The sequence below is a fragment of the Streptomyces sp. NPDC005281 genome (assembly GCF_040607495.1).
In the GTDB taxonomy this organism is placed as follows: Bacteria; Actinomycetota; Actinomycetes; order Streptomycetales; family Streptomycetaceae; genus Streptomyces.
On record NZ_JBEXGX010000005.1, the window covers coordinates 134,702 to 148,921 of the forward strand.

General features: G+C 71.9%; 10 protein-coding genes and 1 pseudogene. 7 read left to right on the forward strand and 4 right to left on the reverse strand.

The features are described 5' to 3' along the window. Positions 1–195 precede the first annotated feature (195 nt). Together ABZV42_RS09540 and idi are read left to right on the forward strand one after the other, a co-directional pair. The gene (locus tag ABZV42_RS09540) at positions 196–726 is read left to right on the forward strand and encodes an N-acetyltransferase (protein ID WP_355982988.1); all 531 of its coding nucleotides are present in this window, start codon (positions 196–198) and stop codon (positions 724–726) included. Positions 727–850: 124 nt separating this feature from the next. After that, positions 851–1,444, forward strand: coding sequence for an isopentenyl-diphosphate Delta-isomerase (gene idi / locus ABZV42_RS09545; RefSeq protein ID WP_355982986.1), 594 nt, complete (start codon positions 851–853; stop codon positions 1,442–1,444). A gap of 16 nt (positions 1,445–1,460) precedes the next feature. Here idi and ABZV42_RS09550 read toward each other — a convergent pair whose 3' ends face one another. Next, positions 1,461–1,961, reverse strand: coding sequence for an ATP-binding protein (locus ABZV42_RS09550; RefSeq protein WP_355983012.1), 501 nt, complete (start codon positions 1,959–1,961; stop codon positions 1,461–1,463). A 298-nt stretch (positions 1,962–2,259) separates the two neighbouring features. Between ABZV42_RS09550 and ABZV42_RS09555 the strand changes: the two genes are divergently transcribed. The 3 genes from ABZV42_RS09555 to ABZV42_RS09565 all read left to right on the forward strand — a co-directional run bounded on the left by ABZV42_RS09555 (position 2,260) and on the right by ABZV42_RS09565 (position 6,921). Then, positions 2,260–3,003 (forward strand): enoyl-CoA hydratase-related protein, encoded by a 744-nt coding sequence (locus ABZV42_RS09555; protein WP_356051425.1) that lies wholly within the window; start codon positions 2,260–2,262, stop codon positions 3,001–3,003. Positions 3,004–3,262: 259 nt separating this feature from the next. Then, entirely contained in the window at positions 3,263–4,129 is an 867-nt protein-coding gene (locus ABZV42_RS09560; protein ID WP_355982982.1) for a hypothetical protein, read from the forward strand. A gap of 368 nt (positions 4,130–4,497) precedes the next feature. After that, positions 4,498–6,921 (forward strand): Tex family protein, encoded by a 2,424-nt coding sequence (locus ABZV42_RS09565; RefSeq protein ID WP_355982980.1) that lies wholly within the window; start codon positions 4,498–4,500, stop codon positions 6,919–6,921. A 207-nt stretch (positions 6,922–7,128) separates the two neighbouring features. On the opposite strand, the gene ABZV42_RS09570 is transcribed toward ABZV42_RS09565, so the two are convergent. Beyond that, the gene (locus tag ABZV42_RS09570; RefSeq protein WP_356051427.1) at positions 7,129–8,769 is read right to left on the reverse strand and encodes an ABC-F family ATP-binding cassette domain-containing protein; all 1,641 of its coding nucleotides are present in this window, start codon (positions 8,767–8,769) and stop codon (positions 7,129–7,131) included. Positions 8,770–8,958: 189 nt separating this feature from the next. Continuing rightward, a pseudogene (locus ABZV42_RS09575) lies at positions 8,959–9,513 on the reverse strand (oxidoreductase); the annotation flags it as partial. Between the two features lie 66 nt (positions 9,514–9,579). On the opposite strand from ABZV42_RS09575, the gene ABZV42_RS09580 reads away from it, so the two are divergent. Continuing rightward, a complete protein-coding gene (locus tag ABZV42_RS09580; protein WP_356051429.1) occupies positions 9,580–10,536 on the forward strand; it encodes an FAD-dependent oxidoreductase in 957 nt (318 codons plus the stop codon). Between the two features lie 26 nt (positions 10,537–10,562). Here the strand turns inward: ABZV42_RS09580 and ABZV42_RS09585 are convergent, their stop codons facing one another. Then, entirely contained in the window at positions 10,563–12,521 is a 1,959-nt protein-coding gene (locus ABZV42_RS09585; RefSeq protein WP_355982974.1) for a Xaa-Pro dipeptidyl-peptidase, read from the reverse strand. 183 nt (positions 12,522–12,704) lie between these two features. Here ABZV42_RS09585 and ABZV42_RS09590 point away from each other — a divergent pair, with 183 nt between their 5' ends. After that, complete coding sequence (locus tag ABZV42_RS09590; RefSeq protein WP_355982972.1) at positions 12,705–14,204, forward strand: M1 family metallopeptidase; 1,500 nt, start codon at positions 12,705–12,707, stop codon at positions 14,202–14,204. Positions 14,205–14,220: the final 16 nt, after the last annotated feature.

Consider the following 14,220-nt stretch of genomic DNA (forward strand, 5'->3'; position numbering starts at 1 on the left):
GCGGGCGCCGGGAATCCGGAGGCGGCGCCAAGCGGGCGCTGCTAGCGTGGCCGGCGGTCCCAGGAGGTGGGTTGATGACGGCCGTCGCCGGCGCTGCCACGCGCAGCGACTTCGTCGTCCCCGTCTCCCCGGCCCGGGGCTGACCGCCGTCCACTCGGCGCGTCGGCCCGGGCCCGTCATCCAAGGGTTTCCACAGTGACCGACCACACAGCACACAGCACTGCCTGGCGCATCCGCCGGGAGAACACCGCCGACGTCACCGAGGTGCACGCCGTGACCGCCGCCGCCTTCGGCCGGGCGGAGGAGGCCGATCTGGTGGACGCGCTGCGCGCCGATCCCGGGGCATGGCTGCCCGGCCTGTCGTACGTGGCCGAGGCCCCGGACGGCACGATCGCGGCCTACGCCCTGATCACGCGCTGTCACGTCGACGACGCCCCGGCGGCCGCTCTGGCGCCCGTCGCCGTCCGTCCCGACCTCCATCGCGAAGGCGCCGGATCGGCCGTCGTCCGCGCGGTGCTGGAGGCGGCACGCGCGCGGGGCGAGGCGCTCGTCCTCGTGCTCGGGCATCCGGGTTACTACCCGAGGTTCGGCTTCCGGCCCGCCGCCGACCACGGCATCCGGCCCGGATTCGACGTGCCGTCCGAACATCTGATGGCCCTCGTCCTCGACGATTCCGTGCCGGTGGCGCCGGGCACGCTCAGGTATCCGGCCGCGTTCGGCGTCTGAACCACGCCGGCCGCGTGTCCCGCCCCGGGACCCCGGGGCGGGACATGCGGAGAGTCGCGAAGTGCCGGGAGTGCCGGATTCGTACGGCAGACTTGGGGCCGGAAAACCGATGCGAAGGATGGGTATGCCGATCACACCTGCCACCGCGACGCACAGTTCGTCGAACGGCGCCGCTGAAGCGATCTTGCTGGAGCTGGTCGACGAGGACGGCAACACGATCGGCACGGCGGAGAAGCTCGCGGCCCATCAGGCCCCGGGACAGCTGCACAGAGCGTTCTCGGTGTTCCTCTTCGACGAACAGGGCCGGCTGCTGCTCCAGCAGCGCGCGCTCGGCAAGTACCACTCCCCCGGCGTCTGGTCGAACACCTGCTGCGGCCACCCCTATCCGGGCGAGGCGCCCTTCGCGGCGGCGGCCAGGCGTACGTACGAGGAGCTCGGGGTGTCACCGACGCTGCTCGCCGAGGCGGGCACGGTCCGCTACAACCACCCGGACCCGGACTCGGGGCTGGTGGAGCAGGAGTACAACCACCTGTTCGTCGGGATGGTCCAGTCCGCGCTGCGGCCCGACCCCGAGGAAGTCGGTTCGACGGCGTTCGTGTCCGCCGCCGAGCTGGCGGAGCGGCACGCGAAGGACCCGTTCTCGGCGTGGTTCATGACGGTGCTGGACGCGGCCCGTCCGGCGATGCGGGAGCTGACGGGTCCGTCCGCGGACTGGTAGCGGGTCCGCCGAAGGCTCAGAGGCCCGGAGCGAGCGGCAGGGCGGCCCAGATCACCTTGCCGCCGCCCGCGGTGTACTCGACGTCGCACCCTCCGCCGAACTCCCTGGTCACCTCGCGTACCAGCAGCAGGCCCCGGCCGCCGGTCTGCCCGTGGTCGGCCTCCAGGGCGGTCGGACGGTAGGGGTGGTCGTCCTCGACGGACACCCGCACCCAGTCGGAGCCGACCGCGACCTCCACCGCGAGCATCGGCGACAGAAGAGCCGCGTGCTTGACGGCGTTCGTGACCAGTTCGGAAACGATCAGCAGCAGTCCCTGAACGACATCGTCCGAGACCGGCACCCCCTGGCGGACCAGCAGATCACGGACGGCGTGCCGCGCCTGCGGCACCGAGGCGTCGACGGCGGCGGCGGTGAACCGCCACACTCCCTCGTACGGCAGCGGTCCCGGCGATCTGACGTCGGGAGTCACGACCGCGCCTTCAGGGCTCGGGTCGGACCCCCGCCCGAGGTTCTCCATCGTCCGGTCGCCACCCTTGCGCTCGATTGTCACCACACGTCGAGTGTTGGTAATGCGCCGGTCCGTACCGGTTGACTGAACAGAAGTCAGCAATTATCGCTGACTTCTGATAGCGGATGCGCAAGAAAGTCGGATATACGACAACCCTTGTCACTTTCGCGTCGACTTCCGAAACTATTCTGGTTGTACGGGTTTGCCCCCTCTGTCGACCCCGTTCGTTCCCCGCGGTCGCGTCGCCCGCGAGGCGGCCCGAGACCATGATCGAAGTCCGGCCGGCGGTGCGGATAGCATCCGGCGTATGGAGCCGCAACTGTTGCACCACGTCGGCGACGGGGTCGCCACCGTCGTCATCCATCACCCCGCCAAGCGGAACGCCATGACGACGCCGATGTGGCGAGCGCTCCCGCCGCTCCTGGACTCGTTGAGCGCGCGCGCCGACGTGCACGCGCTCGTGCTCACCGGAGAGGGCCACACGTTCTGCGCCGGGGCCGATATCTCGACCCTGCGGAAGTCACCGGACGAGGCGCAGGGCCTCGCCGTGCTCGCCGAGGAGTCGCTCGCCGCGTTCCCGAAGCCGACCCTGGCCGCGATCCGCGGCTACTGCGTGGGCGGCGGATCCCAGCTCGCGGCCGCCTGCGATCTGCGATTCGCCCAGGAGGGCTCGCTGTTCGGGGTGACTCCGGCGAAGCTCGGCATCGTCTATCCGGCGTCCTCCACCCGTAGGCTGGCGGCGCTGGTAGGACCGTCCGCCGCCAAGTACCTGCTCTTCTCGGGCGAGTTGATCGACACCGGGCGCGCGCTGCGCACGGGACTGGTGGACGAGGTGCTGCCCGAGGGCGAACTCGACAAGCGCGTCGCGGAGTTCACCCGAGTCCTGGCCGCGCGCTCCCTGCTGACACAGGCGGCGGCCAAGGAGTTCGTGAACGGGCGCACCGACCGCGACGCCCACTGGGCACGGCAGGCACGCGCCGGCGGCGACACCGCGGAGGGGGTCGCCGCCTTCCTCGAACGCAGGCGGCCGCACTTCACTTGGGCTCCCTGACGGCTCAACGTGCCCGCCGGGCGCGGCGACCGGTACCGGGAGTCTTCGCGTCCACGTCAGCGGGAAGCGGCTCCTGCTCCGGAACTCCCGACGAGGTGCGCCGAGGTTCCGCACTCCGTCGAGGAGGACGATCAGGAGCATTCGCATGTCTCGATTCCCGGCCGGTGGGCAGAAGGCCGCAATGACGAGGATCCCGCCTTTCCTGCCATCGCCGGTCCGGGAGTTCACGGCATACCAACCAGTCGGTAATGTGCGGGGTATGACCTCTCCACTGCCGGAGCGCGCCGGGCGCCGCTGCCACAACGTCCTCAATCCGCTGCACTCGATGCACTACTTCTCGCCCGATCTGGGCCGCGAGCTGGCCGCGGTCGGCATCGAGAACGAGCGCACCGCGTACTTCGCGGCGCGGGCCGCCGCGATGGGAGCGGTCGGCGCGGGCACGGTGACGGCCACGTTCTTCAACTTCCGCTACGAGCTGGTCGCCGAGCATGTACCCGCGGTGTGGCGGACCGCGTCTCCGGAGACGGTGCTCGCGGCCCGCCTGCGCGCCGTGGACGCGACGCTCACGCGCCTGCTCGGCGAGGACGTCGTCGCGTCCGTGGAGGTGGCCGAGGCCGCGGAGCTCGCCCTGCGCGCGACCGAGGCCTGCGGCCGGACCGCCCGCCCGCTGTACGCGGCGCACGCGGACCTGCCCGTGCCGAAGGCGCCCCACCTGGCGCTCTGGCACGCGGCCACGCTGCTGCGCGAGCACCGGGGCGACGGTCACCTCGCGGTGCTGCTCGACGCCGGGCTCGACCCGGTGGAGGCGTTGGTGAGCCACACCGCGACCGGCAAGGGCATGGCGCCCCGGTGGGTGCTCGGCACACGTGGCTGGTCTCGGCAGGACTGGGAGGCGGCGTCCGCACGGCTGCGGGAGCGCGGGCTGCTCGACGCGGACGGCGGGCTGACGCAGGCCGGTGCGGACCTGCGCCAGGACATCGAGGTCCGGACGGACCGCCTGGACCGCGCTCCTTACGAGCACCTGGGCGCCGCCGGGGTCGAACGGCTCACCGAGATCGCGAAGGGCCTGCTGATGACGGCGTTCGCCGCCGGCGCGTTCCCGGAGGGGATGATCGGCAAGGAGTGAGGCCCCTGACGGGCCCGGCAGCCCCCGGCCGCGCGTACGAGAGACGGGCCGGCCACGACGGGGGTGGGCGTCGAGCGGGCGCGCTTGGAACGCGGGCGGGCGCGGGTGTGCCGGGCGAGTGCCGGGTGTGCTCGGCGGATGTGCCGGGCGGCTGCGCCGGCCGGGTGTGCCGGGGCCCGCGCCGGGAAGGTGCGCTTCGAGCGCTTGCCGGTGCGGTCGCGGTGGGCGGGTGCTCGGGGCTGATGCCCGGGGCGCCGGCCGGGTCGGGTCGCGGCACGCGGTCCCTCGTGTGCCGCCCTGAGCCCCTCTTGTCGGTGTCACCTGCCACAATTGCCGCGCAACCTCAGTGGAGAAGGCGGTACGGGATCGTGACGACACCCCTCGTAGGGTCCATCGAAGGCAGGATCGCCGAAGAACTCGGCGTACGGGAGCGGCAGGTCAAGGCCGCCGTCGACTTGCTCGACGGCGGTTCGACGGTGCCCTTCATCGCCCGCTACCGCAAGGAAGCGACGGAGATGCTCGACGATGCGCAGCTGCGCACCCTCGAGGAGCGGCTGCGCTATCTGCGGGAGCTCGAGGACCGGCGGGCCGCGATCCTCGACTCGGTGCGCGAGCAGGGCAAGCTCAGCGCCGAGCTGGAGGCGCAGATCAGGGCCGCCGAGACCAAGGCGCGTCTCGAGGACATCTATCTGCCGTTCAAGCCCAAGCGGCGCACCAAGGCGCAGATCGCGCGCGAGGCGGGTCTGGAGCCGCTGGCCGAGGGCCTGCTCGCCGACCCGTCCGTCGAACCGCTCGCCGCGGCCGCGGCCTTCGTCGACGCCGACAAGGGCATCGCCGACCCGCAGGCCGCGCTGGACGGCGCCCGGTCGATCCTCGCCGAACGGTTCTCCGAGGACGCCGATCTGATCGGCGAGCTTCGCGAGCGCATGTGGACGCGCGGCCGGCTCGCCGCCAAGGTGCGCGACGGCAAGGAGGAGGCCGGCGCCAAGTTCGCCGACTACTTCGACTTCGCCGAGCCCTTCAAGGCGCTGCCCTCGCACCGGATCCTCGCCATGCTGCGCGGCGAGAAGGAGGACGTACTCGATCTCGTCCTGGAGCCCGAGGAGCCCACCGAGGGCCCGTCTTCGTACGAAGGGATCGTCGCCCACCGCTTCGGGATCGCCGACCGCGGCCGTCCGGGCGACAAGTGGCTGACGGACACCGCCCGTTGGGCCTGGCGCACCCGCATCCTCGTACACCTCGGCATCGACATGCGCCTCAGGCTGCGCACCGCCGCCGAGGACGAGGCGGTGAACGTCTTCGCGGCGAACCTGCGGGACCTGCTGCTCGCCGCCCCGGCGGGCACGCGTGCGACGCTGGGCCTGGACCCGGGTTTCCGTACGGGCGTGAAGGTCGCCGTGGTCGACGCGACCGGCAAGGTCGTCGCCACGGACGTCATCTACCCGCACGTCCCGGCGAACAAGTGGGACGAGGCCGTCGCCAAACTCGCCCGGCTCTCCAAGGAGCACGCGGTCGACCTGATCGCCATCGGCAACGGCACGGCCTCGCGCGAGACCGACAAGCTCGCCGGTGAGCTCATCACGAAGCACCCGGAGCTGAACGTCACCAAGGTGATGGTGTCGGAGGCGGGCGCGTCGGTGTACTCGGCGTCCGCGTTCGCCTCGCAGGAGCTGCCCGACATGGACGTGTCGCTGCGCGGCGCCGTCTCGATCGCGCGCCGGCTCCAGGATCCGCTGGCCGAGCTGGTGAAGATCGACCCGAAGTCGATCGGTGTCGGGCAGTACCAGCACGACCTGTCCGAGGTGAAGCTCTCCCGTTCGCTCGACGCGGTGGTCGAGGACTGTGTGAACGGCGTGGGTGTGGACGTGAACACCGCCTCCGCCCGGCTGCTGTCCCGGGTCTCCGGCATCACCTCCGGCCTCGCGGAGAACATCGTGGCGCACCGTGACGCCAACGGTCCCTTCACCTCCCGTACGGCTCTCAAGGGCGTGGCCCGGCTCGGCCCGAAGGCGTACGAGCAGTGCGCGGGCTTCCTGCGGATCCGGGGCGGGAGCGACCCGCTGGACGCGTCCAGCGTGCACCCCGAGGCGTACCCCGTGGTGCGGCGGATGGTGAAGACGGCGGGCAGCGAGGTCGCGTCGCTGATCGGCAACACGAGTGTGCTGCGCTCGCTGAGGCCGGCCGAGTTCGTCGACGAGAGCTTCGGTCTGCCGACCGTCACGGACATTCTCCGGGAGCTGGAGAAGCCGGGTCGCGACCCGAGGCCCGCCTTCAAGACGGCGACCTTCAAGGACGGCGTGGAGAAGATCTCCGACGTGGAGTCCGGGATGGTCCTGGAGGGGGTCGTCACGAACGTGGCCGCGTTCGGCGCGTTCGTGGACATCGGCGTCCACCAGGACGGGCTCGTCCATGTCTCCGCGATGTCCAAGACCTTCGTCAAGGACCCGCGGGACGTCGTGAAGTCCGGTGACATCGTCAAGGTGAAGGTGCTGGACATCGACATCCCGCGCAAGCGGATCTCGCTGACGCTCCGCCTGGACGACGAGGCGGCGGCTCCCGCGGCCGAGGACGGCGGCCGGCCCCAGCGGGGCGGACGGCCGCCCCAGCAGCGCGGCCGGCAGCAGGGTGGCCAGCAGCCGCGGCAGGGCCGTGGCGGCGGTGCGGGGAGCGGGAGCGGCGCCGGGAGCGCCGCCGGAGGCGGGTCCCGGCAGGCTCCGCCGCCGGCGAACAGCGCCATGGCCGACGCCCTCAGGCGTGCGGGCCTGACCGGCCCCGAGCGGGGACGGAACTGACACACGGAAGGGGGCGGCTGCCGAACGGCAGCCGCCCCCTTCCGCTTCCGGCCCAAAGGCTCGGCGTTCCGTCAGCTTCCCGGGTCCGGCCCGAAGGCTCGGCGTTCCGTCACCTTCCCGGGTCCGGCCCGAAGGATCGGCGTTGCGTTCCCGGGTCCGGCCCGAAGACTCGGCCTTGCGTCACCTTCCCGGGTCCGGCTCGAAGCCTCAGCGTTCCGTCACCTTGCCGTCCGCCACTTCCAGGCGGCGGGTCGTGCGGACCGCGTCCAGCATGCGGCGGTCGTGGGTGACCAGCAGGAGCGTGCCCTCGTAGGAGTCCATGGCCGCTTCGAGCTGCTCGATGGCCGGGAGGTCGAGGTGGTTGGTCGGCTCGTCCAGGACCAGCAGGTTGACGCCCCGGCCCTGGAGGAGCGCCAGCGCGGAGCGGGTCCGTTCGCCCGGGGAGAGCGTGGCCGCCGGGCGCAGGACATGGTCGGCCTTCAGGCCGAACTTGGCCAGCAGCGTGCGGACCTCGGCGGGTTCCGTGTCCGGGACGGCCGCGCCGAACGCGTCCAGCAGTGACTCGGAGCCGTGGAAGAGCTTGCGGGCCTGGTCGACCTCGCCGACGACCACACCCGAGCCGAGCGTGGCATGGCCGGCGGACAGCGGCACCCGGCCGAGCAGCGCGCCCAGCAGGGTCGACTTGCCCGCGCCGTTGGCGCCGGTGACGGCCACCCGGTCCGCCCAGTCGATCTGGAGGGTCGCCGGGCCGAAGGTGAAGTCTCCGCGCCGCACCGCGGCGTCCCGCAGCGTGGCGACCACCGCGCCCGACCGCGGGGCCGCCGCGATCTCCATGCGCAGGTCCCACTCCTTGCGGGGCTCCTCCACGACGTCCAGCCGCTCGATCATGCGCTGTGTCTGCCGGGCTTTCGCGGCCTGCTTCTCGCTGGCCTCGCTGCGGAACTTGCGGCCGATCTTGTCGTTGTCGTTGTTCGCCTTGCGCCGGGCGTTCTTGACGCCCTTGTCCATCCAGCCCCGTTGCATCTGGGCCCGGCCTTCGAGGGCGGAGCGCTTGTCGGAGTACTCCTCGAAGTCCTCGCGGGCGTGCCGGCGGGCCGTGTCGCGTTCTTCGAGGTAGGCCTCGTAGCCACCGCCGAAGAGCGTGATCTGTTGCTGTGCGAGGTCGAGTTCGAGGACCTTGGTGACCGTGCGGGTGAGGAACTCGCGGTCGTGGCTGACGACGACGGTCCCGGCGCGCAGGCCGGAGACGAAGCGCTCCAGGCGCTCAAGACCGTCGAGGTCGAGGTCGTTCGTCGGCTCGTCGAGCAGGAAGACGTCGTAGCGGGACAGCAGGAGCGAGGCGAGTCCGGCGCGGGCCGCCTGGCCGCCGGACAGGGACGTCATCGGCTGGTCGAGTCCGACGCCGAGCCCCAGGGAGTCGGCGACCTCCTCGGCCCGTTCGTCGAGGTCGGCGCCGCCGAGGTCGAGCCAGCGCTCCAGGCTGGTGGCGTACGCGTCGTCCGCGCCCGGCGCTCCGTCGACGAGGGCCTGCGTCGCCTCGTCCATCGTCCGCTGGGCCTCGTCGACGCCCGTACGGCGCGCGAGGAAGTCGCGTACGGTCTCGCCCTCCCGGCGCTCCGGCTCCTGGGGAAGGTGCCCGACGGTCGCGGAGGGCGGGGAGAGCCGCAGCTCGCCCTGTTCCGGTGTGAGGAGGCCGGCGAGCAGCCGCAGCAGCGTGGACTTGCCCGCGCCGTTGGCGCCGACGAGCCCGATCACATCGCCGGGCGCGACGACGAGGTCGAGTCCGGCGAAGAGCGCGCGGTCGCCGTGTCCGGCGGTGAGATTCTTGGCGACGAGAGTGGCAGTCATCAGGGAGCCGATTTTAACGGCCCGCCGCCGCGCGGCTCACCGTCGCTCCCCACGGTCCGCGGCGGCCCGTGCCATCGGGCGACAGGGGCCGGAACGGCCTGCTCACAGCCGGGTGGCGGGCCCGGGAACCGCAGGGCCGGCGGAACTCGCGGCGGCCCGTTCCGCCTCAGGGACGTCGCCGGCGGTGCCGGCGCCGATGCCGACGAAGCGCGGGACGGCGGCCGGCTTCGCGGGAGGCGCGCCCCGGGCGCCGGCCGGCAGGACGCGGCGGCGGGAATCCGCGTCGCCTTCGAGCAGGGAGTTCAGCGCGCCGCGGTACTCGGGGCCGTAAAAGCGGAACGGTCCCACGCCGTGGTAGCCGTTGCGTTCCAGGTCGGGCCGTTCGCCGGTCTGCCAGGCGAAGTCCCGCCAGACGTAGTCGTCGCCGTCCCGCTCGATGAGCGCGGTGACGGCACCGCACTCGACGCTCTCGCACTCGGGACAGCCGTAGATGATGTGCCTGCCGCCGTCGAGCGGGGCACCGGCTTCCAGGAGAAGGCCGCTCACCTGTGCGGTGAAGATCGCGGGCGGTACGTCGGAGGCGAGCGGGGAGACGGCGTCCAGGCCGGAGAGCCGGAACAGCAGCGGGCGCCCCTCGACGACGAAGTCGACGAAGCCCCGGCGCACTCGGCAGCCACCGGCCGCGAGAACTCCACCGGCACGCGTCGCCTGTACCAGGCCGAAGGTGGCGTACACGGAACACATGCTGTGAGTATCCCAGTACGGAGAGCGACCGGACCACGCGGCGGCCCGATCCGCTAACGTCCCGGCATGGAGAAGCCCGGAAGCGGTGATGTGATCGTGGTCGGCGCCGGCATCGTCGGCCTGACGACGGCGTTGGTGCTGGCCGAGGCCGGCAGACGGGTCCGGGTGTGGGCGCGGGAGCCCTCGGAACGGACCACCTCGGCCGTCGCGGGGGCCCTGTGGTGGCCGTACCGCATCGCGCCGGAGGCCCTGGCCCGCGAGTGGGCGCTCGAATCCCTCGGCGTCTACGAGGAACTGGCGGCGAGACCCGAGGACAGTGGCGTACGCCTGGTCGAAGGGGTCATGGGCGAGACGCGGCTGGACGGGCTGGGGGCGTGGGCGGCCCGGGTGCCAGGACTGCGCGCGGCGACGGCCGAGGAGTACCCGGGGACGGCACTGCGGGCGCGGCTTCCGTTGATCGACATGCCCGTGCATCTGCGCCATCTGCGGGAGCGGTTCCTGCGGGCGGGCGGGACGGTCGAGGAACGCACGGTGACGGACCTCTCGGAGCCGGACGCGCCGGTCGTCGTGAACTGCGCGGGCCTCGGTGCCCGTGAACTCGTCCCGGATCCCGGCGTACGTCCCGTACGCGGGCAGCTCGTGCTCGTCGAGAACCCCGGGATCCGTGAGTGGCTCGTCTCGACCGACCGGGCGGCCGGGACGACGACGTACGTCTTCCCGCAGCCCGACCGGCTGGTGCTCGGCGGCACCACGGACGAGGACGACTGGTCCCAGGTCCCCGACCCCCGGGCGGCGGCGCGGATCGTCGAGCGGTGCGCGGCGCTGCGCCCCGAGGTCGCCGGAGCGCGGGTGCTCGGTCACCGGGTGGGGCTGCGGCCGGTGCGCGACACGGTCCGGCTGGAACGCGAAGTCGGGCCGGACGGCAGGGTGCTGGTGCACAACTACGGGCACGGGGGCGCCGGAGTGACCGTGGCGTGGGGCTGCGCGCGCGTGGCGGCCGGACTCGCCGGTCCGGCCGCCTGAGGCGGTTGGCGTCGGGGGTCAGCGGATCAGCTGTCCTCCCCCGGGACGCGGTGCGCGGCGCGCGGTGCGCGTACGCCGTCGAGGACGGACGCGGCCGGGGCCGCCTCGGAGCCCGCCGTCGCCCGCTCGAACGCGTCCGCGCCGCCCACCAGCGGCACCCGGGCCGAGGTGCGGGACAGATCGAGGGTCAGGGCCGGCTTGTCGGCGGGAGGGTCGATGAGGTCCTTGTCGGTGCCCGCGACGATCAGTGCGAGCCGGTGCCCCTTCGGGACCACGTGGTCGGTGGCCGCCAGGTCCAGGGTGATGGTGTAGGCCTTGCCCGGGGTGAGGGGCACGCCCCGGTCCGACGCGTAGTTGCCGAGGTCGGCCCAGCCGCGGCTGAGGACCGTGTAACCGACGTCCGTCCTGGCGGCCTCGGTCACCTTGTAGCAGGAGCTGTCGCCCGCCGTGCTCGCACCCCAGCAGGTGCGGCCGGTGAGAGTGCCGATGCCCTCGCCGGGGCCCGCGTAGTCGCGGATGGTGTCCGGGCCGAGGTCGACGAGTACCGCCGAGAGATGGGCCGTCGAGGTGGTCGGCGTGGCGGTGATCGTCACTTTCGAGGAGCCGGCGAGTCGCAGGTCGCGGGTGAGGGGTCCGGTGGCGAAGCCGGCCTTGTCGGGGGTCGGCCGGTCGATGTCCGCGGCCCAGTCGGTCTCGCTCCGTCCCGGGTCGTCGGTGAAGGTCTCGGTGCCGGACCCGCGGACGAGTCCCAGGTTGCCGACACCCGCCTGTGCGCCCGTGCCCGGACGCAGGGTCGTGGCGCTCGCGGTGCGGGGCGGCCACACGGCGGAGGTGCTCCACTGGTCGGGGTGGCGTTCGACGTCGGCCATGGGCTCACGGTCGATGCCGTTGTCGTAGCCGAGGAGTTCATGGTCGAACCAGCGGTGCAGGGTGTCGACCCAGGCGGCGCGGCGGAAGTCGAAGGGGTCGACGTGGCCGGTCTGGGAGAGCCAGATCTTGCGCTCGACACCGTTCCTGGCGAGGGCGTCCCACCACTGGCCGAAGTTCTTGGTGCGGACGTTGAGGTCCTGCATCCCGTGCACGAGGAAGACGCTGGCCTTCACCTTCTTGGCGTCCTTGACGTAGTCCCGCTCGGTCCACAGCGACGTCCAGTCGCCGGTGCGCGGGGCCCCGTCGACCAGTTTCCGCTGGACGGCCGAGCACTTGGCGGCGGCGCCGGGGCTGTCGACGTAGCCGGACAGCCAGTCGGGTCCTGAGTCGTAGAGCGGGGCGCCCTTGGCGAAGTAGTAGTCGTACCAGGAGGAGATGGCGCTGATCGGCACGATGGTCTTCAGTCCCTCGACGCCGGTGGCGGCGACGCCGTTGGCGATGGTGCCGTCCCAGCTCTTGCCGATCATGCCCGTTCTGCCGTTGGTCCAGCCGGCCTTGCTGGTGGCTGCGCCGGTGCGGGTGGTGTAGCCCTTGGCGCGGCCGTTCAGCCAGTCGACGACCGCCTTGGCGGACCGGATGTCGGAGCGGCCGCCCACGTCGACGCAGCCGTCGGAGCGGTTGGTGCCGGCGAGGTCGACGCCGACGAACGCGTAGCCGCGTGGCACGAAGTAGTTGTCGTAGAAGAGCGGCATCTGCACGACGTGGCCGTTCGCGTCGTACGTCTTCTTCTGGCTCTCGTTGCCGCGCCCGCAGCAGGAGTAGTAGGGGCTGGCGTCCATGATCACGGGGACCTTGCGGCCCTGCCGGGCGAGTTCGCGGGGCCGGACGATGTCGACGGCGACGCGGTCGTTCCTTCCGTCGCGGTCGCCGTCGAGACCGGTGTCGACCCAGACGGACTCGCGGATCGCGTTCTCGTACGAATAGACCGGGGTGCTCTCCCTCGGGGCGCCGTGTGCGGCGGCCGGGACGAGGAAGGCGGCCATCAGGGCGGCGACGGCCGCCGTCGCGAGCGGCCTCCAGGTCATGAAGCGCGTGCGGCTCACTGATTTCGGCATGCGCGGAACGTACCCCGCTCAACTCTCCTGCGACAGAGGGTCTCTGACGGACACTCGGGACCAGGGGGACTCATGTCGGCCGAATGGCGATCGTGTGACAGGGGTGGCCGTGGACATGACCGGGACCACAGGGACTGAATAGGCTCCGTACAGACTTCATGCCCCGACGACTTGGAGCTTGACGTGCACCGCAGACTCATCGCCCCGGGCGCCCTCGCCGCCTCCCTGCTGCTGGCGATCCCGGCATCGGCGGCAAGTTACACACCGGGAGCACCGGGCATCGGCGACCCCTACTACCCGGCCTACGGCAACGGCGGATACGACGTCTCGCACTACGACCTGAGGCTCACGTACCAGCCGCGGACGGACGAACTGGAGGGCACCGCCACTCTCCTGGCGACGGCCACGCAGGACCTGTCCCGGTTCGATCTGGACTTTCTGCTCGATGTGAGCGAGGTCCGGGTCAACGGCGCGAAGGCGTCGTTCGCCGCCTCGGGGCAGCACGAGCTGGAGGTCACCCCGGCCACGCCGCTGGCCAAGGGCACGCCGGTCACCGTCGTCGTCCGCTACAGCGGAGTGCCGTCGACGAAGAGCGCCTACGGGTTCTCGACCTGGCACCGCACCCCGGACGGGGCGGTCGCGGCGGACGAGCCCGAGTCGGCGTGGTGGTGGTACCCGAGCAACGACCACCCGCTCGACAAGGCGACCTACGACGTGTCGGTGGCCGTCCCGGACGGCACCCAGGCGATCTCCAACGGCACTCTCCAGTCGACGAGTTCACGGCTCGGCTGGACCCGTTGGAACTGGCGGTCCAACAAGCCGCAGGCCACGTATCTGACCACGCTCGCGGTCGGGAAGTTCGACATCACGACGAGTACGTCCGAGGGCGGCGTGCCGGTGGTCAACGCCTACAGCAAGGACCTCGGCGACAACGACGGGGCGGCGCGGGCCAGTGTCGAGCGGACGGGAGAACTGGTCGACTGGCTGAGCGGCTACTTCGGCCCTTACCCCTTCAGCAACGCGGGCGGCTACGTCCCCAACACCACCACCGGGTACGCGCTGGAGACCCAGAGCCGGATCTACTACAGCCCGAAGCAGTTCGCGAACGGCTCCAACACCTCTGTGGTCGTGCACGAGTTGGCGCACCAGTGGTTCGGCGACGACGTGTCGCTCAAGGGCTGGAAGGACATCTGGATCAACGAGGGCTTCGCGCGCTACGCGCAGTGGCTGTGGTCGGAGCACGAGGGCGAGGGCACCGCGCAGGAACTCGCGGACTACGTGTACGCCTCGCATCCGGCGGACGACGCCTTCTGGACGGTGGCGCCCGGCGATCCGGGTCCTGACAACCAGTTCGACATCGCCGTCTACGACCGGGGCGCCCTGGCGGTGCAGGCGCTGCGCAACCAGGTCGGCGACGACGCATTCTTCGCCATCCTGAAGGGGTGGCCGAAGGAGCACGCGTACGGGAACGCGTCGGTCGCCGACTTCCGGAAGTACGCCGAGCAGGTGTCCGGCACCTCGCTCGCCGCGCTCTTCGACACCTGGCTGTTCCAGCCGTCGAAGCCGGCGGCGCCCGCGGCGCGCGGCGCGGGAGTCGCCCCCGCCCCGGCGGCGAAGGGTCCGCTCGCCCGGCCGAAGTCGTGGCAGAAGATCGCCGCCACGGACACGGTCCACTCGGGCTGAGCCGCGCGCTCCGGGT

Coding starts and splice junctions, on each gene's coding strand:
- idi (WP_355982986.1), top strand. CDS start 851: ATGCCGATCACACCTGCCACCGCGACGCACAGTTCGTCGAACGGCGCC.
- ABZV42_RS09550 (WP_355983012.1), bottom strand. CDS start 1,961: ATGGAGAACCTCGGGCGGGGGTCCGACCCGAGCCCTGAAGGCGCGGTC.
- ABZV42_RS09555 (WP_356051425.1), top strand. CDS start 2,260: ATGGAGCCGCAACTGTTGCACCACGTCGGCGACGGGGTCGCCACCGTC.
- ABZV42_RS09560 (WP_355982982.1), top strand. CDS start 3,263: ATGACCTCTCCACTGCCGGAGCGCGCCGGGCGCCGCTGCCACAACGTC.
- ABZV42_RS09570 (WP_356051427.1), bottom strand. CDS start 8,769: ATGACTGCCACTCTCGTCGCCAAGAATCTCACCGCCGGACACGGCGAC.
- ABZV42_RS09580 (WP_356051429.1), top strand. CDS start 9,580: ATGGAGAAGCCCGGAAGCGGTGATGTGATCGTGGTCGGCGCCGGCATC.
- ABZV42_RS09585 (WP_355982974.1), bottom strand. CDS start 12,521: ATGCCGAAATCAGTGAGCCGCACGCGCTTCATGACCTGGAGGCCGCTC.